Source organism: Streptomyces sp. NPDC107521 (assembly GCF_055598485.1).
On sequence record NZ_JBVKAT010000004.1, the window covers coordinates 371,608 to 393,076 of the forward strand.

Sequence of the window (21,469 nt, forward strand, 5' to 3'; positions counted from 1 at the left end):
CTCCGTACCGGCCCGCCCCGCTACGCCTTCGCCGGTCCCCGGACCCGCCGCCACACCCCCGGCGCCGCGCCGACCACCAGGGTGAGGGCGACGGCGGCGGCCACGCCCTCCCAGGGCTTGCGGAACAGGGAGCCGCCGAGCACGCCGATCAACTGGTACGTCGCCGCCCAGGCCAGGCAGGCCGGCAGGTTGCCCCGGGCGAACCGGCGCGGCGGCCACTTCGCCAGCAGACAGGCCAGCATCACCGGAATCCGCCCCGCGGGCACCAGCCGGGACAGCACCAGCACCGCGACCCCGTGCGCGGCCAGCCGTTCCTGCGCCTGGGCCAGCCGCTCCTCCGGCGCCCGGGCGCGGATCGCCTCCAGCCAGCGCGACCCGTTCCGCGAACCGACGCCGCGCCGCCCCAGCCAGTACAGCCCCATGTCCCCGAGGAAGGCGGCCAGCGCCGCCGTAGCGAACACCATCACCATGGAGTACGGCAGTGTCTGGTGCAGGGCGACCACGGCCGCCGAACTCACCAGCGCGCCGGTCGGCACCACCGGGACCAGCGCCCCGATCAGCACCAGCAGGAACAGCGACGGATAGCCGAGCGCCTGCTGCGTCGGCTCGGCCGGCACGACCGCGTTCGCGACGGAGCCCAGCCAGGTCACCGGGCGGCCTCCACCCGTACGCTCCCGCCGTGCTCCAGCCGGTGCACCGCCACGTCCGGCGCACGCAGCGCGGCCAGGCGCGCGAACTCGTCACCCGGCGCATGGAATTCATGGGGGCGCACGGCGTCCATCCCCACGGGCCAGTACGTGCCGTAGTGCACCGGCACCGCCGTCGCGGGCGCCAGCCGGGCCAGGGCCTCGGCCGCCCGCCCGGCGTCCAGGTGCCCGGCGCCGAGGTACGGCCCCCAGCCGCCCACCGGCAGCAGCGCCACGTCGACCCGGCCCACCTCCCCGGCCATCCCCTCGAACAGCCCGGTGTCCCCGGCGAAGTACGTCCGCGCCTCGCCCTCGACGACATAGCCGAGCGCGGGGGAGCGGTGCGGTCCGAAGGGCAGCCGCCGCCCGTCGTGCCGCGCCGGGACCACCTGAACGCGCAGGTCACCGAGGGCCACCTCGTCACCGGGGGCCACCTCCGTCAGCTCCAGGTGCGCGAGCCGGCGCACGCCCGGCACCGACCGGGGCGCGCCCCGGGGCACCAGGAGGCGCGTGCCCGGGGCGAGGCGCTCCAGCGACGGCACATGCAGATGATCGGCGTGGAGATGCGAGATCAGCGCCACCTCCGCGCGGCAGGCGTACGCCGGGGGTACGTCACCCCGGCGGCGGCGCAGGTGCCCGAGCCTGCGGGCGAACAGCGGGTCCGTGATCACACGAGTGTTCGAATCCTCCACCGTACAGGTGGCGTGTCCCCACCAGGTGACCTCCACCGGCACCCTTCCGCCTCCTTCGCGCGACTCCCCGCAGCCTACGTCCAGGAGTAGGGTCTGCGACGAAACTGGAGGTGAGGGCATTCATGGGGCCGGTGCGGGTGACGTCCATCGCGAGTCTGACGCCGTTGGAGCAGTTGGACGACGATCCGTTCCTCGTCGATTCCCGCAGCCAGTACGCCATGTGCGCCCGCTGGGCCGCCGAGCGGGGCTACGTCGTCGCCCGGGAGTTACTGGTCCGGGCGCTGCGCCCGGACCACGACGCCCTCTGGGACGGCGTCCTCCCCGGCCGCGACCTGTTCGTGGCCCCCAGCCGCAGGGTGCTGGAGAGCGCCCTGGCCTCCGTCGAGGAGTTCACCGACGAGTGCCTGCGGCGCGGTGTGCGCGTCGAGACCGTCAACGACGCGGAACCCTCCTACGACGCCGAGATGAAGGCGCGCGTGCACCGCAGGCTGTCGATGCCGACGGCCGGGTACGACGGCCGCTGACCGGCCGCGCCCTCACGGGAGGGAACGGGACCAGGGGGGACAAACGCCGCCCCCCGGCCGTTGTGGCAGGGTGAGGGCAGCCCGTACCGACCGCGGGCCGGGACGACGTGAGGTGTGCGGGACCGTGGGTGCAGGGCGTTGGCGACGCGTCGCCGGGCAGATCGGCCGGAGCGTCACGGTGTGGGCGGTCTCCACCGTCACCATGCTGGCGCTCGCCGGGATCCTGCCCGACTTCCGCCTCCAGTCGCCCGACGGCGACAGCCCCACCGACATCGCCGTGACCGCCGCCCTCGGCGCCGGGGCCTTCGGCCTCCTGTCCGCCCTGGTGTGGCCGCTCCTGGTGCGCCTGCTGCTCCTGGTGCCCGCCCTCGTCCTCGGCCTGCTGGTCTTCTTCCTCAACGGCGGGCTGCTCTTCCTCGCCCTCGACCTGAACCCCACCACCCGCGGCGGCGTCGCCCCGGAGACGGCGGTCGTGGTGGCCGCCGTGATGTCCGCCGTCGCCTCCGCCACCGGCGGCGCCCTGGCCGTGCGCGACGACGACGCCTACCGCCGCCGGCTCTCCCGGCTGGCCCACCGCCGACGCAGGGGCGGCCCGCCCTGCCCCTCCGCCCCCGGCACCGTCTTCCTCCAGCTCGACGGCGTCGGCCACGACGTGCTCCGGGACGCCGTCGCCGACGGCACCCTGCCCACCGTCGCCCGCTGGCTCGGCCGCGACGGCACCCCCGCCACCCACCGCCTCGACCTCTGGCGCACCGACTGGTCCAGCCAGACCGGCGCCAGCCAGCTCGGCATCCTGCACGGCAGCAACCACGACGTCCCGGCCTTCCGCTGGTACGAGAAGGACAGCGGCGAGGTCGTCGTCTGCAACCGCCCCGCCAGCGCCGCCGCGCTCCAGCACCGGGCCGTCGAGCGCACCGGCGACGGCGGGCTGCTCGCCGAGGACGGGGCCAGCCGCGGCAACCTGTTCAGCGGCGGCGCCGGGGAGCAGGCGCTCGTGCTGTCCATCGCCGCCCGCCGCCGGGGCCCCGGCACCCGCTCCCGGGCGGGCTACTTCGCCTACTTCTCCGACCCCGCCAACGCCGTGCGCACCGCCATGTCCTTCGCCGCCGAGGTCTGCCGGGAGATCGGCCAGTCCACCCGCGCCCGGCTGCGCAAGGACCGCCCCCGCGTCTCCCGGGGCGGCCTCTACCCCCTCGTCCGCGCCTTCGCCACGGTCGTCGAACGGGACGTGGTCGTCGCCGCCGTGATGGGCGACATGCTCGCCGGCCGCACCGCCGTCTACGCCGACCTGGTTGCGTACGACGAGGTGGCGCACCACTCCGGGCCGCACGGCCGGGACGCCGCCCGGGTGCTGCGCCGCCTCGACCGCTGCCTCGCGCTGATCGAGAAGGTCGCCGAGCACACTCCCCGCGAGTACCGCCTCGTCGTCCTCTCCGACCACGGGCAGAGCCCCGGCGAGACGTTCCGCACCCGCTACGGGCTCACCCTCGGCGACCTGGTGCGGGCCGGGTGCGGGCTGCCCGTGCCGCGCCGCGCCCGGCGCACCCGCAGCGGCGCCGAGGCCCGCACCGCCGTACGGGCCGCCCTGCACCGGCCCGTCGAGGAGGGCGAGGAGCGCTACCGGCCCGCCGGGCGCCGCTCCGAGCCCGTGGTGCTGGCCTCCGGCAATCTCGGCCTGGTCTCCTTCCCCGACGTGCCGCACCGGATGAGCCGGGAGGAGATCGACGCCCGCCACCCCGCCCTGCTGCCCACCCTCGCCAACCACCCCGGCATCGGCTTCCTGCTGGTGCGCAGCGAGCGGCACGGGGGCGTGGTGCTCGGCGCGCACGGCGCGGAGACACCCGTGGACCGGCTCGACGAGGACCCGGGCCCCCTCGCGGTCTTCGGACCCGGCGCCGCCGAAGCGGTGCGCCGCACCCACGGCTTCCCGCACACCGCCGACATCATGGTCAACTCCTTCCACGACCCGGCCGACGGCGAGGTGCTCGCCTTCGAGGAGCAGATCGGCTCCCACGGCGGGCTCGGCGGCGCCCAGTCGCGGGCCTTCCTGCTCTCCCCGCTGGTGCTGTCCGCGCCGGGCGGGGAGGGGACCGCCCTCGTCGGCGCCGAGCGGGTGCACCGGGTGCTGCGCCGCTGGCTGCGCGAGGCCCGGGGCGCCCGGACCCCGGACGGGACCGCGGCACCGGTGCCGGGCACCGGCGGCCCCGGCGCTCCCGGCGCTCCCGGGGGAGCGGGGCGGGAGGGCCCGGGGGAAAGGGCCGTCCTGCGGCGTCCGGCAGGGGGAATGTGATCGGATGGGGGTGGAACCCCGCAAGGGGACAACGGGACCATCCGAAAGGGAAGAATCGTGGCAACCACGCGCTCCGCACACACCGTCTGGACAGGGAACCTCCTCGACGGCGACGGTGTCGTCACCTTCGACTCCTCCGGCATCGGGGAGCAGCCGGTGTCGTGGCCGTCCCGCGCCGAGCAGGCGAACGGGAAGACCAGCCCCGAGGAGCTGATCGCCGCCGCGCATTCGAGCTGCTTCTCCATGGCCCTGTCGCACGGGCTGGCCGGCGCGGGCACCCCGCCCACCAGGATCACCACCTCCGCCGACGTCGGCTTCCAGCCCGGCGAGGGCATCACCGGCATCCACCTCACCGTCGAGGGCGTCGTCCCCGGCATCGACAACGACACCTTCGTCGCCGCCGCCGAGGACGCCAAGAAGAACTGCCCGGTCAGCCAGGCCCTCACCGGTACCACCATCACCCTGGCGGCCAAGCTCGCCGGCTGACGTCCCCGCGCGGGAGCGGCCCCGCGCACCCGGCCCCGCGGAACGGGGCCGCGCGGGAGCCGTCCCCGCCGGGGCGGCCCTCAGGAACCCGCCCGCTCCCAGCCGCGGCGCTCCGGGCGCGGCCCCAACTGCCCGGGGTCGCGCGACCGGTACACCACGTACGGCCGGGTCAGGTACTGCACCGGCGCGCTGAACATGTGCACCAGCCGGGTGTACGGCACCAGGGCGATCAGCACCATCCCCACCACCGCGTGCACGTGGTAGAGGACGGGCACCCCCTCCATCAGCCCCGTCCGGGGCCGCAGGGTGAACAGGCTGCGCGCCCAGGGGGCGATGGTGGCCCGGTAGTCGTAGCCGTTGCCCGCGGTGTCGGAGAGCTTGGCGACCATGCCGAGGACGATGGCGCCGAGCAGGAAGAGGTACATCACCTTGTCGTTGCCCGTGGTGGCGCGGAAGACCGGGGCCCGGGTGCGGCGCCGGTAGACCAGCAGCACGATCCCGGCCACCGCCAGCGCCCCGGCCAGGGTGCCGGCGTACAGCGACAGCAGGTGGTAGGCGTGCTCGTCGACACCGACCGCCCGGGTCCAGGACGCCGGGACGAACAGGCCGATCAGATGCCCCGCCAGCACGAACAGGATGCCGTAGTGGAACACCGGCGAGGCGATGTTCAGCAGCCGGGACTCGTACACCTGCGAGGAGCGGGTCGTCCAGCCGAACCGGTCGTAGCGATGCCGCCAGACCAGCCCGGCGACCAGGGACAGGAAGGCGACGTAGGGCAGGACGCCCCAGAGGAACACGGTCATCGGCGGGCTCCGGAGGACGCGGACGGCAGGGTGGCGCAGACCGCGTCCAGCACGCGCGCGTAGGGCGTGCCGAAGGCGGTCAGCCGGGAGCGGAGCTGGTCCAGCGCGTCACGGTGCTCGACGAGCGGCTCCGTGCTCCCGGTGCGGGCGGTGAACTCCAGCACCGCGGGCAGGAAGTCGGGCAGTTCCTCGCCGGTCAGCTCCAGCCCGTGGGCCCGGTACAGCTCCTTGAAGCGGACCAGCGACATGCCGCGCCGCCGGGTGTCGCCGTCGGTCCACCAGCTCAGGTACAGGCTGTGCCGGTTCTTGAAGTCGAAGACCTCGACGTAGTGCGCCTGGAGCGCGGGCTGCGGGGTCGCCGCCGCGTGGTCGGTGAACTCCCGCAGCTGCGGGGCGGCTTCGCGCAGCAGCGGCAGCCGGGTGCGGAACGCGTCGTCGGGATAGGTCAGGCAGAGGGCCGCCGCCTGGTACAGCACCTGGGCTCCGCCGGGCATCTCAGACCTCCCGCTCGTCGTCCGCGGTCTGCCGGCGGCGCAGGACGTGGAAGTTCTCCACCGGCACCAGCGGCAGCCGCCTGCGCCCCGAGTCCCGGCCGAACGGCCCGTCACCGCCCATCCCCGGCCCGCCCTCGGTGTCCAGGCTGCACGAGCCCGGCAGCGACTCCTCCAGCCGCTGGGCGTCCCCCACGGCGGCCGTCGGGATCACGTACCGCTCCTCGTACTTGGCGATGGCCAGCAGCCGGTACATGTCCCGGATCTGCTCGGCCGTCATGCCGACGGCCGCCGCGGTGGCCGGGTCCGGCTCCTCGCCGAAGGTGACCGCCCGCATGTGGGCGCGCATCGCGGCCAGCTTCTCCAGCGAGGCCCGCACCGGGCCCACGTCGCCCGCGGTGAACAGCTCCGCCAGGTACTCCAGCGGGATGCGCAGGGTGTCGATGGCGCCGAACAGGTTCTCCGCGTCCTCCCCGTCGTGGCCCGTCTCGGTGAGGGCCTCCACCACCGGCGACAGCGGCGGGATGTACCAGACCATCGGCATGGTGCGGTACTCCGGATGCAGCGGCAGCGCCACCCGGTACCGGCTGACCAGCGCGTGCACGGGAGAGCGGCGGGCCGCCTCCACCCAGTCGTGCGGGATGCCGGCCGCCTCCGCCGCCCGCCGCACCTCGGGGTCCTCCGGATCGAGGAAGACGCCGAGCTGCGCCTCGTACAGGTCCTTCTCGTCCGGCGTCTCGGCGGCCGGGACCACCCGGTCCGCGTCGTACAGCAGCACGCCCAGGTAGCGCAGCCGCCCCACACAGGTCTCCGAGCACACCGTCGGCAGCCCCGCCTCCACCCGCGGGTAGCAGAAGGTGCACTTCTCGGCCTTGCCGGTGCTGTGGTTGAAGTACACCTTCTTGTACGGGCAGCCGGTCACGCACATCCGCCAGCCGCGGCAGCGGTCCTGGTCGACCAGGACGATCCCGTCCTCCGACCGCTTGTACATCGCCCCGGACGGGCAGGAGGCCACGCACGACGGGTTGAGGCAGTGCTCGCAGATCCTCGGCAGGTAGAACATGAAGGTCTGCTCGAAGGCGAACCGCACCTTGTCCTCGGCCTCCCGGCGGGTCCGCTCCACCATCGGGTCCAGATCGCCGTAGGCGGGGGCGCCGCCCAGGTTGTCGTCCCAGTTGGAGGACCAGCCGATCTTCATCGGCTTGCCGTCGAGCTGCGACACCGGGCGGGCCACCGGGTAGTCGCCGCCGAGCGGGGCGTCGGTCAGATTCCGGTAGTCGTACGTCCACGGCTCGTAGTAGTCCTTGATCTCCGGGAGCCGGGGGTTGGAGAAGATCCCGGCGAGCTTGCGGAACCGCCCGCCCGCCTTCAGCTTCAGCGCCCCCCGCCGGTTCAGCTCCCAGCCGCCCCGCCATCTCTCCTGGTCCTCGTAGCGGCGCGGGTAGCCCTGGCCGGGCCGGGTCTCCACGTTGTTGAACCAGACGTACTCCACGCCCCGCCGGTTGGTCCACGCCTGCTTGCAGGTGACCGAACAGGTGTGGCAGCCGATGCACTTGTCGAGGTTCATCACCATCGCGATCTGGGCCATCGGGCGCATCAGTACTCGACCTCCTGACGGCGGCGGCGGACGACCGTCACCTCGTCGCGCTGGTTGCCCGTCGGGCCCAGGTAGTTGAAAGCCCAGGACAACTGGGCGTAGCCGCCGATGAGATGGGACGGCTTGAGCAGCAGCCGGGTGAGGGAGTTGTGGATCCCGCCGCGCATCCCGGTCGTCTCCGCCAGCGGCACGTTGACCGTCCGCTCCTGCGCGTGGTGCATGTAGACGGTGCCCGGCGGCATCCGGTGCGAGACCACCGCGCGCGCCACCACCACGCCGTTGCGGTTCACCGCCTCGATCCAGTCGTCGTCGGCCACGCCGATGGCGTCCGCGTCCTGCGGTGCCATCCAGATCGTCTGCCCGCCCCGGGACAGCGACAGCATGAACAGGTTGTCCTGGTACTCGGAGTGGATCGACCACTTGTTGTGCGGGGTGAGGTAGCGGACGGTCACCTCCCGCTGCCCGTCGGCGCCCAGCCGGGGCTCGCCGAACAGCCGGTTCATGTCCAGCGGTGGCCGGTACACCGGCAGCGCCTCGCCCAGTTCGTGCATCCAGTCGTGGTCCAGGAAGAGGTGCTGGCGGCCGGTGAGCGTGTGCCAGGGCTTGAGGTGCTCGGTGTTGAGCGTGAAGGCCGTGTAGCGGCGCCCGCCGGACTCAATGCCCGACCACTCCGGCGAGGTGATCACCGGCACCGGCGCGGCCTGGGTGTCGGCGTAGGTGACCCGCCGGCCCTCGTGCTCGGCGGCCAGGTGCGCCATCTCCTGCCCGGTCCGCTCCTCCAGGGTGCGGAACCCCTGGGTCGCCAGGCGCCCGTTGGTCGTCCCGGACAGGGCCAGGATCGTGTTCGCCGCCTTCACCGCCGTGTCCAGCAGCGGCCGCCCGTCCGCCGGACCGCCGCGCACCGCGCCGTTCATCTCCCGCAGCCGCTCCACCTCCTCGTCCGGCCGCAGGGTGATCCCCTTCGCGGGCAGCCCCTTGGACTCCACCAGCGGCCCCAGCGCCGCGTACCTGGCCCCCACCGCCGTGTAGTCGCGCTCCACCACGGTCAGGTTCGGCATCGTCCGGCCCGGCTCGGGCGCGCACTCGCCGCGCTTCCAGTCCCGCACCACCCCGCCGGGCTGGGCGGTCTCGCCGGGGGTGTCGTGCTGGAGCGGCGTGGCCACCAGGTCCTTGCGCACCCCGAGGTGGACGACGGCCAGTTCGCTCAGCTTCTCCGCCAGCGCCCTGAAGGTGTCGAAGTCGGTGCGCGCCTGCCACGGCGGGTCCACCGCGGGCGAGAAGGCGTGCACATAGGGGTGCATGTCCGTGCTGGAGAGGTCGTGCTTCTCGTACCAGGTGGCGGCGGGCAGCACCACGTCCGACAGCAGGGTCGAGGAGGTGTGCCGGAAGTCCAGCGACAGCAGCAGGTCGAGCTTGCCCTCCGGCGCCTCCTCCCGCCAGACCACGTCCCGGGGCCGCTCGCCCGGCGCGGCCTCCTCGGCGCGCAGCGAGGAGTGGGTGCCCAGCAGGTGCTTGGTGAAGTACTCCGCGCCCTTGGCCGACGAGCCCAGCAGATTGGCCCGCCACAGGGTCACGATCCGCGGCCAGTTCTCCGGCGCGTCCGGGTCCTCGCAGGCGAACCGCAGTGTGCCCGCCCGCAGTTCGGCCACCGCGTTCGCCACCGGGTCGCCGAACGCCCCGCCCAGTTCCAGCGGGTTGCGGTCGAAGGTCGGGTAGGACGGCATCCAGCCGGTGCGCGCCGACAGCGCCAGGCAGTCCGCGGCGGTCATCCCGGTGAACAGCCCCTCGCCCAGCGGCGAGGCCAGCACGTCCGCGCCGAACCGGTCGTAGCGGAACTGGTCGGTGTTGAGGAACCAGTACGCCGTGCCGATCATCTGCCGCGGCGGGCGCGCCCAGTCCGACGCGGCGGCCAGCGACGCCCAGCCGGTCACCGGACGGCACTTCTCCTGGCCGACGTAGTGCGCCCAGCCGCCGCCGTTGCGGCCCTGGCAGCCGGTGAGCTGGAGCAGGGCGAGGAAGGCGCGGTAGATCGTCTCGGAGTGGAACCAGTGGTTGGTGCCCGCGCCCATGAGGATCATGCAGCGGCCCCGGGACCGCTCGGCGGTCCGCGCGAACTCCCGGGCGATCCGCACGCAGGCCGCCGCCGGGACCGAGGTGTGCGTCTCCTGCCAGGCGGGGGTGCCGGGCGATGCCGCGTCCTCGTACGACCCCGGCCACTCGCCCGGCAGCCCCGGCCGGGCCACCCCGTACTGGGCGAGCAGCAGGTCGAACACCGTGGTGACCAGCGGCCCGTCCGGACCGCCCAGCCGGGTCGCCGGCACCCCGCGCCGGGCCACGGCGCCGCTGCCCTGCCCGTGCGGGCCCCCGTCGGTGTCGAAGCGGGGCAGCAGCACCTCGACGCCGGCGGACGCCTCGTGTCCGTGCAGGCTCAGCCGGGGCTCGATCCCGTCCAGGTCCAGGTTCCACCGGCCCCGGTCGGCCTCGTTCCAGCGGAAGCCCAGGGAGCCGTTGGGGACGACGGCGCGGCCCGAGGCCCCGTCCAGCACCACCGTCTTCCAGCTCGCGTCCTCCCCCTCCTGCCCGAGGTCCGCCGCGCGCAAGAACTTCGACGGGACGTGGGCCCCGTCCCGCTCCACCAGCGTCACCAGGAACGGCAGGTCGGTGAAGCGCCGCACGTAGTCCGAGAAGAACGGCGTCTCCCGGTCGACGAAGAACTCCTTGAGCACCACGTGCCCCATGGCGATCGCCAGCGCGGCGTCCGTCCCCGGGTGCGGGTGCAGCCACTCGTCGGCGAACTTGGTGTTGTCGGCGTAGTCCGGCGAGACCACCACGACCTTCTGCCCCCGGTAGCGGGCCTCCGCCATCCAGTGGGCGTCCGGGGTGCGGGTCACCGGGACGTTCGTCCCCCACATGAAGAGATAGGCGGCGTCCCACCAGTCGCCCGACTCCGGCACGTCCGTCTGGTCCCCGAAGACCTGCGGCGACGCCACCGGCAGATCCGCGTACCAGTCGTAGAACGACAGCATCGGCGCGCCGATGAGCGAGTGGAAGCGGGCGCCCGCCGCGTGCGACACCATCGACATCGCCGGGATCGGGGAGAACCCCGCGATCCGGTCCGGCCCCTGGGTCCGGATGGTGTGCACATGGGCCGCGGCGATCAGCTCGATCATCTCGTCCCAGTCGGCGCGCACCAGGCCGCCCTTGCCGCGGGCCAGTTGGTAGCGCCGCCGCCGCTCCGGGTCGCCCTGGACGTCCGCCCAGGCCAGCACCGGGTCCCCGAGCCGCTCCCGGGCCTCCCGGTACATCTGGAGCAGGACCCCGCGCACATAGGGGTAGCGCACCCGGGTGGGCGAGTAGGTGTACCAGGAGAAGGCCGCGCCCCGGGGGCAGCCGCGGGGCTCGTACTCGGGGCTGTCGGGGCCGACCGACGGGTAGTCCGTGGCCTGTGTCTCCCAGGTGATGATGCCGTCCTTGACGTACACCTGCCAGCGGCACGAGCCGGTGCAGTTGACCCCGTGGGTGGAGGTCACGACCTTGTCGTGGCTCCACCGGTCCCGGTAGAAGGCGTCCGCCTCGCGTCCGCCGACCAGTCCGATGCTGTGCAGGTCGGGCGCGGCGGTGCCGGGCCGGAGGAACCGTCCCGCGCGCAGCAGCGCCGCGCCCGGCTCGGTGGGCGGTGTCCGCGTGTCCGTCACGTGCGCTCCCTGGATCGCTCGTGTCCGAACCTAGGGGCGCGCGCGGGGCCGCACCTGCTCACGGCGCCCGAACGGGTTGGGACGCCCGGCGGACCCGGTTCGGGGGCGCCCGGGCCGGAAGGGCGCGGGGCGGGAGCGCGCGGGCGGCGCGGGGAGAGGGGGCGCGGGGCGCCGTGCGGGCAGGGTGCGCGGACCGGTGCGGGTGTGCCGACCGGTCAGGGGGCGCGGGCGGTGCCGATGTACGGGCGGCGCGGGTGAGCGGGGGCGGCCGGGCGCGGTCAGTAGCGGTCGCGGTACTCGCGCAGGATCGTCCCGGTGCGCCGGGTGGAGGCGGCCCGCGCGGTCATGTGGTCCAGGACCTCCAGGTGCGCGGAGATCTCCGAGCGCGAGTCCAGGTAGAGCGCGCCCGTCAGATACTCGGTGAACACCATGTCCGGCAGCTCCGGCTCCGCGAACCGGAACAGCGTGAACGGTGCGTACGTGCCGGGGTGCGGGCCGTCCGCGAACTCCGCGATCTGGAGCGTCACCCGCTCCCGGCCGGTGAACTCCAGCAGCCTGCCGATCTGCTCGCGCATCACCCCGCCGTCGTTGCTGACCGGCCGACGCAGCACCGTCTCGTCCATCACCACCCACAGGTGGGGCGCGTCCGCGCGGTCCAGCAGCCGCTGCCGCTCCATGCGCAGGGCCACGTGCCGCTCGACCGCCTCCTTCCCGGCGTTGCCGATGGTGCCGGACTCCAGCACGGCCCGCGCGTACCCCTCGGTCTGCAGCAGGCCCGGCACGAAGTGCGGTTCGTAGGACCGCATCATCCGGGCGGCGCCCTCCAGGCTGACGTACAGGCTGAACCAGTCCGGCAGCACGTCGTGGTACCGCTGCCACCAGCCCGGCAGGTTGGCCTCCTCGGCCAGCGCCACGAACGCCTTGACCTCCTGCTCGCCGACGCCGTACGCGGTGAGCAGGATCTGCACGTAGGGGATGCGCAGCGAGACCTCGGCGGTCTCCATGCGCCGCACGGTCGCCGGTGCCACCCGCAGGACCTTGGCGGCCTCCTCGCGCCTGAGGCCCGCCGCCTCCCGCAGCTCCTGCAGCCGTCTGCCCAGCACCACCTGTCCCACGGTGGGCGCGGGCCGCCGCTCGCTCATGCCGCGCCTCCCCAACGTGCCCCGGCCTGTCCGCAGTCTGTCATGGCCCCCCGCGGGCGCCACAGGGGGCGGACGTCAGGAGATCGCCGCGGACAGGTACTCCGCCGTGGCCGGGTCGGCCGGGAGCAGCGTCTCGATGGCCAGTTCGGCCACCGTGACGTCCATCGGTGTGTTGAAGGTGGCGATGGACGAGATGAACGACAGCGTCCGCCCCCCGTGCTCGATCCGCATCGGCAGCGCGAAGTACGGCACCGGCCCGGCCGGCGGGTCCCCCGCCCCCGCGCCCGCGGGCACCGGGTACGCGGCCACCTCCTCGTACAGCGCCCGCAGCGCCGCCGACCGGCGCAGGGCGATCTGCCGCTCCATCTGGGCCAGCAGATGCCCGCGCCACTCGGCCAGATTGCGGATGCGCGGGGCCAGGCCCTCCGGGTGCAGCGTCAGCCGCATGGCGTTCAGCGGCGGCGCCAGCACGTGCTCCGGCAGGCCCTCGGTCAGCAGCGCGACCCCCCGGTTGGCGGCCAGCACCCCGTAGGTCGCGTCGACCACCAGCGCCGGGTACGGCTCGTAGGCCCGCAGCAGCCGCTCGGTGCCCTCGCGCAGGGTGTCCAGCGCGGGGTCGTCCAGCGGGGTCTCCGGGTAGCGCGGGGCGTAGCCCGCCGCGAGCAGCAGGGCGTTGCGCTCCCGCACCGGCACGTCCAGGTGCTCCGCCAGCCGCAGCACCATCTCCTCGCTCGGCCGGGACCGGCCCGTCTCGACGAAGCTGATGTGACGGGCGGAGGAGTCGGCGCGCAGGGCCAGTTCGAGCTGGCTGACCCGCCGTCGCTCACGCCAGTCGCGCAGCAGCGGGCCCACGCCCTGGACGGTCACGGTGGGGGCGGTGGTGCCGGGAGGCGTCATGCGCACGACCGTAGTCGACGCGGTGCCGGTGCCGGTGCCGCCCGGGTGGCCCGCCGCACCGGGCCCGCGCGGTCCCCCTGTGTCACGCTGAGGGCACATCCGTCCAGGAAGGGAGCGCGGCCCATGTCCGCCGAACCACTGTCCCCGCAGGAGACCCGGGAGCGGCTGGCGCGCCTGCCCGGCTGGTCCGTCGACGGCACCGGCCGCCTCACCCGCTCCTATGACCTGGGCTCGCACTTCGCGGCGGCGGCGATGACCGTCCACATCGCCCAGGTGCAGGAGGAGTTGAACCACCACTCCGACCTCACCCTCGGCTACCGCTCGGTCTCCCTCGTGGTGAGCACCCACAGCGCCGGGGGCGCCCTCACCGGCAAGGACATCGAACTCGCCCGCAGGGTGGAGGACCTGGCCGGGAGTCACGGGGCACACTGACCCCCGGGGCCGACCGCACGAGCGAAGCCCCCGGGTACGGCCCCCTATGAGGCGGCGAGTCCGTGCCGAAGCCGAAGCCGCCTCGGTCAGGTGCCGCCCCGGGCCCGCGGCCCGCTCGACCTCGCTGCGGCACCGGCGTCGTCACCCGTCGCCCCGCCGCCGCTCGCACGGTCCCTCGGGGGCCTCGGCTCCGGGGCTCCCGGAGTGCTCCGGTCCGTGCCACAGTACGGGCGGGGGAGGCGCCGGCCGGGCCGGTCCGCCCCGACGGCACGGGCGTCCGGGACGAGACGAACGGTGGGGGAGCGCGATGGACAGCGGCAGGGGAAGGCGGACGGCGGCGGACGCCCCGGCGGGAGGCGCCCGGTGATCAGGTCGCTGAAGCTGCTGGTCGTGAGCACCACGTCGAGCCTGGTCTCGGTGAGCGCCCTCACCGTGAGCATGGGCCTCCACCCGGTGGTCCGGGTCCTCTGGGGAGTCTGGTCGGTGCTGGCCGTGTTCACGGTGGTGCTCGTGGCCGGGGGCCGCCGGGGGCCGGAGAGCGCCGGAAGTACGCCGCCCGGGCCCGCCGGGACCACGACGGCCGGGGGCGGCGGGGCCCGCTCCGGCGGCTGAAGTCCCGCGCCGGGTCCGCGCGTCCCCGCCCGTGAGCCGGGGTCCGTGCGGCCGGTGCGTGCCTCCGGGCCTGTGCGTCCGGGTGCGTCCGGGCCTGTGCGTCCGGGCCTGTGCGTCCGGGCCCGTGCGTCCGGGCCCGTGCGTCCGGGCCCGTGCGTCCGGGTGTTCGGCACGATTCGGTCACATGGCCCGATCTCGCGGGAATCCGGGGGGATGATGGGGTCCGTCACCATCGTGTTCCGGGGGGAACCTTGAGCCAGTACAGCACTCCGCCGCCGATGCCGCCCTACGGGCCGCCGATGCCGCCGCCTCCTCCGCCCCCGCCGCCGGGCAGGCGGCCCGCCGTCACGACCGCCCTCGTCGCGGGCGCCGCCGCGGTCGTCGCCGCCGTCGTCGCGGTCGTCGCGACCCTCGGCCTCACCGGCGACGGCAGGGCGAAACCGGCCCCCACCGTCACCGTCACCGAGACCGCCGGACCGGACGCGGCGGACGGCGGCGAGGGGGCCGGGGAGTCCGGGGCGGACACCGCGGACGACGGTCCGGAGGGGACCGGGGACACCGCGACCGCCGACGGGGTGCACGCCCTCGACGACACCGTCGTCTACGACAGCGACATCGAGGTCGGTCTCACCGGGCTCGAACGAGCGGTCTCCACCGACTCCGCCGTGCCCGAGAACACCCCGTACGTCCGGTTCACCGTGAGGCTGGAGAACAAGGGCGACAAGCCCTTCGACGCGCCGATGCTCACCGTCAACTGCTCCTACGGCGAGGACGGCAGCAGCGCCGAGGCGGTCTTCGACGCCGCCGCCGGACTGAACGGCGGCCCCGAGACCAAGCTGCTCGCCGGGCGGTCGATCAACGTGCCCTGGGGCTGCGAACTCCCCAAGGGCGAGAAGCTGGTGCAGATCGAGATCACCCCGGACTACGACTCCGAGGCCGCGATCTTCACGGGCCGGATCCCGTAGGAAGGCGCCCGGAACGCCTGCCCGCCGCCCTGGCGGCCCGCCCGGCCCGTCACCGTGCGGGCACGGCCGGGGGTCCGGCTCCCCTCGGGGCCGGGCCCCGGAGCAGCCCCGCCGGGGACGGAGACGGACGGTCCGGGCGCGGCCCGATTTGCCGTCCCGGCAACACGGCTTGCCTCCCCCCGGTGCGTCGTCGCACCCTGGCGGCCTCGCGAACGGGAGGCTGACCAGCATGGCGCACGACCACCTTCACCAGCACGGGGACGCACCGGGCCCCGGAGATCCGCACGAGCACCCGCCCACGGGCCACGGCCCCGCCGGGACCCACGGCACGGACGGCCACCGGGACGGCGGTGAGCACCGGGGCGGTGGCGGCGGGCACGGCGCGGGCGAGACGCCCGCCGAGGGCGACCGGCACGGCGGTGGCCACGGGCACGGCGATGGCGGGCACGGTCACCACCACGACCACACCGACCTCGACTGGGCCGAGATGGCCCCGGTCCTGGAGGCCCAGGCCGAGCTGTACGCCCCGATGTACCGGCGGGCCCTGGAGTGGCTGGCGGCGGAGGTGCCCGGCCCGGGGCTGGTCGTCGATGTCGGCAGCGGCCCCGGCGTCGTCTCCGGCCTCTTCGCCGAGACCTTCCCCGACGCCCGGATCGTCGCCGTCGACGGGGCCGCGCCCCTGCTGGAGCGGGCCCGCGCCCGTGCCGCCCGGATCGGCGCCGCCGACCGCTTCGCCACCGTGACCGGTGAACTGCCGGACGCCCTCGACGGGGTCGGCGCCCCGGCGGGCCTGATGTGGGCGAGCCAGAGCCTGCACCACCTCGGGGACCAGCGGGCCGGGCTGGCGGCCTTCGCCGCGCGCCTGGCACCCGGCGGCACCCTGGCCGTCCTGGAGGGCGGACTGCCCGCCCGCTTCCTGCCCCGAGACCTGGGCTTCGGCCGCCCCGGCCTCCAGGCCCGGCTGCACGCCCTGGAGGAGGACGAGTTCGCCCGGATGCGCGCGGGCCTGCCCGGCTCGGTCGCGGTGGCCGAGGACTGGCCCGCCCTGCTGACCGCGGCCGGCCTGCGGCACACCGGCACCCGCAGCTTCCTGCTGGACCTGCCCGCCCCGCTGCCGGACACGGCCCGCGCCTACGTCGCCGAGGTGCTCTCCCGGCAGCGCGAGCGGGCCGCCGACGTCCTGGACGCCGGGGACCGGGCCGCGCTGGACCGGCTGCTCGACCCCGACGACGAGGCGGGCGTGCACCGGCGCCCGGACGTCTTCGTCCTCCTGGCCCGCACCGTGTACACGGCGGTCCGCCCCGTCGACGGGGTCTAGGGTCTTTCGTCTGGATCGAGCCGGATCAGGGGGCGGGGTCCGGCGCCGTGCGTCGCGAGGCGGAGGAGGGAGTCGGGGCGGAGCGCCCTGGCGACCGACGGCAACGCGGCGAGGTGCGGTGCCAGGGCCCGCGAGCCCGGCATGATCCAAACGAGAGGTCCTGGGGACCCCGGACGGGGCGAGGGCCCGGTCCGTCACGGACCGGGCCCTCGCAGCGGGTGGTGGGGCGGCTCAGGCCACCTCGAACGTGGCCGGGTCCGGGCCCAGCCGCCGGTCCTCGTTGAGGGCGCTGATCGCCGCGAGGTCCTCGGTGTCCAGGGAGAAGTCGAACACGTCGATGTTCTCCTTGATCCGCGACGGGGTCACCGACTTCGGGATCACCACGTTGCCGAGCTGGAGGTGCCAGCGCAGCACGACCTGGGCCGGGGTGCGGCCGTGCTTCTGGGCGATGGCCACGATCGCCGGGATCTCCAGGATGCCCTTGCCCGAGCCCAGCGGGGACCACGCCTCGGTCGCGATGCCCTGCTCCGCGTGGAACTCGCGGGAGGCGTGCTGCTGGAGGTGCGGGTGCAGCTCGATCTGGTTGACGGCCGGGATCACCGACGTCTCCCCGATCAGCCGCTGCAGGTGCTCCGGGAGGAAGTTGGAGACGCCGATGGCCTTGACCCGGTTGTCGGCGTACAGCTTCTCGAACGCCTTGTACGTGTCGACGTAGAGGTTCTTCGACGGCAGCGGCCAGTGGATCAGGTACAGGTCCACGTACTCCAGGCCGAGCTTGGCCAGCGAGGTGTCGAAGGCGCGCAGGGTGGCGTCGTACCCCTGGTCGCTGTTCCAGAGCTTGGTGGTGACGAAGAGCTCCTCGCGGGGGACGCCGGAGGCGGCGATGGCCTTGCCGGTGCCCTCTTCGTTGCCGTAGATCGCCGCTGTGTCGATGCCGCGGTACCCGGCCTCCAGCGCCGTCGCGACGGCGGTCTCGGCCTCGTCGTCCGGCACCTGCCAGACACCGAAGCCAAGCTGGGGCATCTCGACGCCGTTGTTCAGGATGATCGGGGGGACCTTGCTGCTCACGAGCTCTCGATCCTTCGGGTTGTGGTCGTTCGTACGCCCCTGCTCAACGATCACGGGCCGGGATGCATTCCTGACCGGGCTTCTCTCACCTCCGTAGGGTTCCTCGGCTGCGCCGTCGTAAGCGTCCCCGGGGCCACCGCGTCCGGGTTCCGGCGGGTCAGCCGGGAAAGTGGCCGGGTTCGGGCCGCTGCGGCCGGTGCAGCCGGTCGCCGCCCGCCAGGACCGCCGCCGCGAGGGCGTCGGCGGCGTCCCGGGCGGCCGGCCGGTGGCGGCCGTGCACCAGGACGAAGTCGACCCGGCCCAGCTCGGGCAGCCCGGCCCGGTCCGGGACCCGCACCAGGCCCGGCGGGATCAGCCCCCGGGAGTGGGCCATCACCCCGAGGCCCGCGCGGGCCGCCGCGATCAGTCCGTTCAGGCTCCCGCTGGTGCACACGACCCGCCATTCGCGGCCCTGGCGGCGCAGCGCCTCCATCGCCCGGTCCCGGGTGATGCCCGGCGGCGGGTAGACGATGAGCGGCACCGGGCGGTCCGGGTCCAGCCGCAGCCGCTCGGCGCCGATCCACACCAGCCGGTCCTGCCGGACGAACTCGCCCCCGGGGTCCCCGGGGCGCCGCTTGGCCAGCACCAGGTCGAGCCGCCCGGCCGCCAGCCGCTCGTACAGCGTGCCCGACAGCTCCACCGTCAGCTCCAGGTCGACCTCGGGGTGGTCGTGGCGGAAGCCCTCCAGCACCTCCGGCAGCCGGGTCAGCACGAAGTCCTCGGACGCCCCGAAGCGCAGCCGCCCGCGGACCCGGGTGCCGGTGAAGAAGGCCGCGGCCTTCTCATGGGCCTCCAGGATGCGGTGGGCGAAGCCCAGCATCGCCTCGCCGTCCTCGGTCAGCTCCACCGAGTGGGTGTCCCGGGTGAAGAGCTGCCGCCCGGCGGCCTCCTCCAGCCGCCGCACGTGCTGGCTCACGGTGGACTGCCGCAGCCCGAGCCGCCGGGCGGCCCGGGTGAAGTTCAGGGTCTGCGCCACCGAGAGGAAGGTGCGCAGGTGGGAGGGGTCGTACACGGGGCCCACGGTAGCCGGTCATCGGGAGGCGTGATGACAGTGAGAGCGATGTGCGGGATTCCCGATCACGGGCGGGACGGGCACGATGGGGCGGGAGCCCTGGGAGCCCTGGGAGCCCGGGGAGCCCGGGGAGCCCGGGGAGCCCGGGGAGCCCTGGGAGTCCGGGGAGTCCGGGGTCGCCTCACGGCAGGACGGCAGGACGGCAGGACGGCAGGACCGGCCGGTCGGCCCGGGCGCCGGGCGGCCGGTGGGCCGGGGCCCGCGGGCCGGGCGGCGGGACGGACCCGGTCGGTACCGGCCCGGGGACTCCGGGACGGGACAGGCGGAGACGCCGCCCCGGACCGGGTGGACCGGGTGCGCCGGGCGGGGTCGAACGACGGTCGAAGGGGCCCGACGGGACGGGACGAAGCGGGTCCGGACCGGTCGGAGCGGCCCGGGCGGTCCGCACGGCGGCCAGACGGACCCGGAGGGGCCCGTGCGCCCGGTGTCCCGGGGCGAGCGACAGCGAGACGACGAGTGACGGGAGCACCGTGAAACGCCCGAGCCGACCGGCCCGACCGCCGGTCGACCCCTTCGTCCTGATGCTCCTCGGCACGGTGGGGCTGGCCGCGCTGCTCCCCGTACGCGGCGCGGGCGCCGAGGCCGCCTCCGGTGCCACCACGGGGGCCATCGCCCTCCTCTTCCTCCTCTACGGCGCCCGGCTCTCCACCCGCGAGGCGATGGACGGGCTGCGCCACTGGCGGCTCCACCTCACGGTGCTGGCCTGCACCTTCGCCGTCTTCCCGCTGCTCGGCCTCGCCACCCGGGGCCTCGTCCCGGCCCTGCTGACCGAGCCGCTCCAGCAGGGGCTGCTCTTCCTCACCCTCGTCCCGTCGACCGTCCAGTCGTCCATCGCCTTCACCTCCCTGGCACGCGGCAACGTGCCCGCCGCGATCTGCGCGGGCTCCTTCTCCTCCCTGGCGGGCATTCTCCTCACCCCGCTGCTGGCCGCCCTGCTGCTGGGCGGCGGCGGGGGCGCGTTCTCCGCCGACGCGCTGCTGAGGATCGTGCTCCAACTGCTGGTGCCGTTCGCCGCCGGCCAGCTGCTCCGCCGCTGGATCGGGGGGTTCGTCGCCCGGCACCGGCGGGTGCTGGGGTTCGTCGACCGGGGCTCGATCCTGCTGGTCGTCTACACCGCGTTCAGCGAGGGCATGGTGCGGGGCGTCTGGCACCGGGTCGGCCCGGCCGGACTGGGCGGCCTGCTCGTGGTGGAGGCGGTGCTCCTCGCCGTGATGCTGCTGCTGACCTGGTACGGCGCGGCGGCGCTGGGCTTCGGGCGGGCGGACCGGGTGGCGATCCAGTTCGCCGGGTCCAAGAAGTCACTCGCCTCCGGACTGCCCATGGCGAGCGTCCTGTTCGGCGCCGAGGCCTCGCTGGCCGTGCTGCCCCTGATGCTCTTCCACCAGATGCAGCTCATGGTGTGCGCCGTCATCGCCGGACGCCGCGCGCGGGACCCCGGGGCGGGCGCCCCTCGGGGGACGGCCCCTCCGGAGGAACCCCCCGAGGCCCCGGAGTACCCACCGGTGCCCGGGGCGGCCGGGAGCGGACCCCGCCGGGGGTGACGGGGCGGTCCCCGAGGGCCGTTCCGGGCGTCCGGAACGGGGACGCCGGCCGGGTCAGTCCGGGTGCCCGGCCGGTTCCGGCAGGACGAGCCGCTCCGCGCCCGCGTACACGTTCATGGAGCCGCCGCGCAGGAACCCCACCAGCGTCAGCCCCGTCTCCACGGCCAGGTCGACCGCCAGGGACGACGGCGCCGACACGGCCGCCAGCACCGGAACGCCCGCCATCACGGCCTTCTGCGCCAGCTCGAAGGAGGCCCGCCCCGAGACCAGCAGCACCGACCGCGACAGCGGCAGCCCCCCGTCGCGCAGCGCCCGGCCGACCAGCTTGTCGACGGCGTTGTGCCGGCCCACGTCCTCCCGGACGTCGACCAGCTCGCCGTCCTCGGTGAACAGCGCCGCCGCGTGCAGGCCGCCGGTCCGGTCGAACACGCGCTGTGCCGCGCGCAGCCGGCCGGGCAGCTCCGCCAGCAGCCCGGGGGAGAGGCGCAGCGGGGGCGTGTCCGCGACGGGCCACCGCGCGGTCGTCCGCACCGCGTCCAGGCTCGCCTTGCCGCACAGACCGCAGGACGAGGTCGTGTAGACGTTCCGCTCCAGGGTGATGTCGGGCATCGGCACCCCGGGCGCGGTCCGCACGTCCACCACGTTGTACGTGTTGGAGCCGTCGGCCGTGGCGCCCGCGCAGTAGACGATGTTCAGCAGGTCCTCCGCCCCGCCGAGCACGCCCTCGCTGACCAGGAAGCCCGCCGCGAGGTCGAAGTCGTGGCCGGGGGTGCGCATGGTGATCGCCAGGGGCTTGCCGTTGAGGCGTATCTCCAGCGGCTCCTCCGCGACGAGCGTGTCCGGGCGGGCGGAGACCGCGCCGTCCCGGATGCGGATCACCCTGCGTCGTTCCGTGACTCGTCCCATGTCCGTGTGCCCCTCGCGCCGGTCGGTCCCGGTTCTCCTGCGTACGTACGGACGGCCGGAGCGGCTCCTGCCGTGCGCCGTGTTTCCTGTGCCGTGTCATGTGCCGCCGCCCGCCGGGGCCGGGCGCCCCGCGGCGGAGCGGGCCTCGTCGGCCTCCGACGGCCTCGGTCCCGCCATTGTCCCGCAGGGCCCGGGGGCGGGAAGAGGGTGGTC

Annotated in this window: 19 protein-coding genes; 8 read left to right on the top strand and 11 right to left on the bottom strand. The window is 74.7% G+C overall.

Annotated elements, in window-relative coordinates; genetic code table 11:
• Nucleotides 1-20: 20 nt before the first annotated feature.
• Together ACZ7LB_RS09480 and ACZ7LB_RS09485 are read right to left on the bottom strand one after the other, a co-directional pair.
• Entirely contained in the window at nucleotides 21-650 is a 630-nt protein-coding gene (locus ACZ7LB_RS09480; protein WP_471466573.1) for a DedA family protein, read from the bottom strand.
• Nucleotides 647-1,420 carry an MBL fold metallo-hydrolase gene (locus ACZ7LB_RS09485; protein WP_471466574.1) on the bottom strand — a complete coding sequence of 258 codons (774 nt, stop codon included), beginning with the start codon at nucleotides 1,418-1,420 and terminating at the stop codon, nucleotides 647-649. The genes ACZ7LB_RS09480 and ACZ7LB_RS09485 overlap by 4 nt, the downstream gene beginning before the upstream one ends.
• 80 nt (nucleotides 1,421-1,500) lie before the next feature.
• Here ACZ7LB_RS09485 and ACZ7LB_RS09490 point away from each other — a divergent pair, with 80 nt between their 5' ends.
• From ACZ7LB_RS09490 to ACZ7LB_RS09500, 3 genes are all read left to right on the top strand, one after another.
• Nucleotides 1,501-1,902, top strand: a complete 402-nt coding sequence (locus tag ACZ7LB_RS09490) for a hypothetical protein (protein WP_161228882.1) — start codon at nucleotides 1,501-1,503, stop codon at nucleotides 1,900-1,902.
• Between the two features lie 124 nt (nucleotides 1,903-2,026).
• Nucleotides 2,027-4,192, top strand: a complete 2,166-nt coding sequence (locus ACZ7LB_RS09495) for a phage holin family protein (protein ID WP_471466576.1) — start codon at nucleotides 2,027-2,029, stop codon at nucleotides 4,190-4,192.
• A gap of 57 nt (nucleotides 4,193-4,249) precedes the next feature.
• Nucleotides 4,250-4,678, top strand: coding sequence for an OsmC family protein (locus ACZ7LB_RS09500; RefSeq protein ID WP_471466578.1), 429 nt, complete (start codon nucleotides 4,250-4,252; stop codon nucleotides 4,676-4,678).
• An 80-nt stretch (nucleotides 4,679-4,758) separates the two neighbouring features.
• On the opposite strand, the gene narI is transcribed toward ACZ7LB_RS09500, so the two are convergent.
• The 6 genes from narI to ACZ7LB_RS09530 form a co-directional block, all read right to left on the bottom strand.
• Nucleotides 4,759-5,481, bottom strand: a complete 723-nt coding sequence (gene narI / locus ACZ7LB_RS09505) for a respiratory nitrate reductase subunit gamma (RefSeq protein WP_471466579.1) — start codon at nucleotides 5,479-5,481, stop codon at nucleotides 4,759-4,761.
• Nucleotides 5,478-5,975, bottom strand: a complete 498-nt coding sequence (gene narJ, locus ACZ7LB_RS09510) for a nitrate reductase molybdenum cofactor assembly chaperone (RefSeq protein ID WP_471466581.1) — start codon at nucleotides 5,973-5,975, stop codon at nucleotides 5,478-5,480. Before narJ ends, narI begins: the two co-directional genes overlap by 4 nt.
• Nucleotide 5,976: 1 nt before the next feature.
• A complete protein-coding gene (gene narH / locus ACZ7LB_RS09515; protein ID WP_471466583.1) occupies nucleotides 5,977-7,569 on the bottom strand; it encodes a nitrate reductase subunit beta in 1,593 nt (530 codons plus the stop codon).
• Nucleotides 7,569-11,264, bottom strand: a complete 3,696-nt coding sequence (locus ACZ7LB_RS09520; RefSeq protein ID WP_471466585.1) for a nitrate reductase subunit alpha — start codon at nucleotides 11,262-11,264, stop codon at nucleotides 7,569-7,571. Before ACZ7LB_RS09520 ends, narH begins: the two co-directional genes overlap by 1 nt.
• 278 nt (nucleotides 11,265-11,542) lie before the next feature.
• Nucleotides 11,543-12,406, bottom strand: coding sequence for a helix-turn-helix domain-containing protein (locus ACZ7LB_RS09525; protein WP_471466586.1), 864 nt, complete (start codon nucleotides 12,404-12,406; stop codon nucleotides 11,543-11,545).
• 75 nt (nucleotides 12,407-12,481) lie between these two features.
• Nucleotides 12,482-13,303, bottom strand: coding sequence for a helix-turn-helix domain-containing protein (locus ACZ7LB_RS09530; protein ID WP_471466587.1), 822 nt, complete (start codon nucleotides 13,301-13,303; stop codon nucleotides 12,482-12,484).
• A gap of 123 nt (nucleotides 13,304-13,426) precedes the next feature.
• Here ACZ7LB_RS09530 and ACZ7LB_RS09535 point away from each other — a divergent pair, with 123 nt between their 5' ends.
• The 4 genes from ACZ7LB_RS09535 to ACZ7LB_RS09550 all read left to right on the top strand — a co-directional run bounded on the left by ACZ7LB_RS09535 (nucleotide 13,427) and on the right by ACZ7LB_RS09550 (nucleotide 16,630).
• Nucleotides 13,427-13,735, top strand: a complete 309-nt coding sequence (locus ACZ7LB_RS09535) for a 4a-hydroxytetrahydrobiopterin dehydratase (protein WP_471466588.1) — start codon at nucleotides 13,427-13,429, stop codon at nucleotides 13,733-13,735.
• Nucleotides 13,736-14,098: 363 nt separating this feature from the next.
• The gene (locus ACZ7LB_RS09540) at nucleotides 14,099-14,347 is read left to right on the top strand and encodes a hypothetical protein (RefSeq protein ID WP_471466590.1); all 249 of its coding nucleotides are present in this window, start codon (nucleotides 14,099-14,101) and stop codon (nucleotides 14,345-14,347) included.
• Nucleotides 14,348-14,598: 251 nt separating this feature from the next.
• The gene (locus ACZ7LB_RS09545) at nucleotides 14,599-15,312 is read left to right on the top strand and encodes a hypothetical protein (protein WP_471466591.1); all 714 of its coding nucleotides are present in this window, start codon (nucleotides 14,599-14,601) and stop codon (nucleotides 15,310-15,312) included.
• A gap of 229 nt (nucleotides 15,313-15,541) precedes the next feature.
• A complete protein-coding gene (locus ACZ7LB_RS09550; protein ID WP_471466593.1) occupies nucleotides 15,542-16,630 on the top strand; it encodes a class I SAM-dependent methyltransferase in 1,089 nt (362 codons plus the stop codon).
• A 231-nt stretch (nucleotides 16,631-16,861) separates the two neighbouring features.
• Here the strand turns inward: ACZ7LB_RS09550 and ACZ7LB_RS09555 are convergent, their stop codons facing one another.
• Nucleotides 16,862-17,698, bottom strand: coding sequence for an aldo/keto reductase (locus ACZ7LB_RS09555; protein WP_471466595.1), 837 nt, complete (start codon nucleotides 17,696-17,698; stop codon nucleotides 16,862-16,864).
• A 157-nt stretch (nucleotides 17,699-17,855) separates the two neighbouring features.
• The gene (locus ACZ7LB_RS09560) at nucleotides 17,856-18,749 is read right to left on the bottom strand and encodes a LysR substrate-binding domain-containing protein (protein WP_471466596.1); all 894 of its coding nucleotides are present in this window, start codon (nucleotides 18,747-18,749) and stop codon (nucleotides 17,856-17,858) included.
• 581 nt (nucleotides 18,750-19,330) lie between these two features.
• Here ACZ7LB_RS09560 and ACZ7LB_RS09565 point away from each other — a divergent pair.
• A complete protein-coding gene (locus ACZ7LB_RS09565; RefSeq protein WP_471466639.1) occupies nucleotides 19,331-20,350 on the top strand; it encodes a bile acid:sodium symporter family protein in 1,020 nt (339 codons plus the stop codon).
• Nucleotides 20,351-20,404: 54 nt separating this feature from the next.
• Here the strand turns inward: ACZ7LB_RS09565 and fdhD are convergent, their stop codons facing one another.
• Nucleotides 20,405-21,256 carry a formate dehydrogenase accessory sulfurtransferase FdhD gene (gene fdhD / locus ACZ7LB_RS09570; protein WP_471466598.1) on the bottom strand — a complete coding sequence of 284 codons (852 nt, stop codon included), beginning with the start codon at nucleotides 21,254-21,256 and terminating at the stop codon, nucleotides 20,405-20,407.
• Nucleotides 21,257-21,469 lie beyond the last annotated feature (213 nt).

Excerpts from the sequence above, each read along its gene's own strand:
- ACZ7LB_RS09535 (WP_471466588.1), top strand. The coding sequence starts at position 13,427 with ATGTCCGCCGAACCACTGTCCCCGCAGGAGACCCGGGAGCGGCTGGCG.
- ACZ7LB_RS09530 (WP_471466587.1), bottom strand. The coding sequence starts at position 13,303 with ATGACGCCTCCCGGCACCACCGCCCCCACCGTGACCGTCCAGGGCGTG.
- narH (WP_471466583.1), bottom strand. The coding sequence starts at position 7,569 with ATGCGCCCGATGGCCCAGATCGCGATGGTGATGAACCTCGACAAGTGC.
- ACZ7LB_RS09525 (WP_471466586.1), bottom strand. The coding sequence starts at position 12,406 with ATGAGCGAGCGGCGGCCCGCGCCCACCGTGGGACAGGTGGTGCTGGGC.
- ACZ7LB_RS09490 (WP_161228882.1), top strand. The coding sequence starts at position 1,501 with ATGGGGCCGGTGCGGGTGACGTCCATCGCGAGTCTGACGCCGTTGGAG.
- narI (WP_471466579.1), bottom strand. The coding sequence starts at position 5,481 with ATGACCGTGTTCCTCTGGGGCGTCCTGCCCTACGTCGCCTTCCTGTCC.
- ACZ7LB_RS09550 (WP_471466593.1), top strand. The coding sequence starts at position 15,542 with ATGGCGCACGACCACCTTCACCAGCACGGGGACGCACCGGGCCCCGGA.
- fdhD (WP_471466598.1), bottom strand. The coding sequence starts at position 21,256 with ATGGGACGAGTCACGGAACGACGCAGGGTGATCCGCATCCGGGACGGC.
- ACZ7LB_RS09565 (WP_471466639.1), top strand. The coding sequence starts at position 19,331 with ATGCTCCTCGGCACGGTGGGGCTGGCCGCGCTGCTCCCCGTACGCGGC.
- narJ (WP_471466581.1), bottom strand. The coding sequence starts at position 5,975 with ATGCCCGGCGGAGCCCAGGTGCTGTACCAGGCGGCGGCCCTCTGCCTG.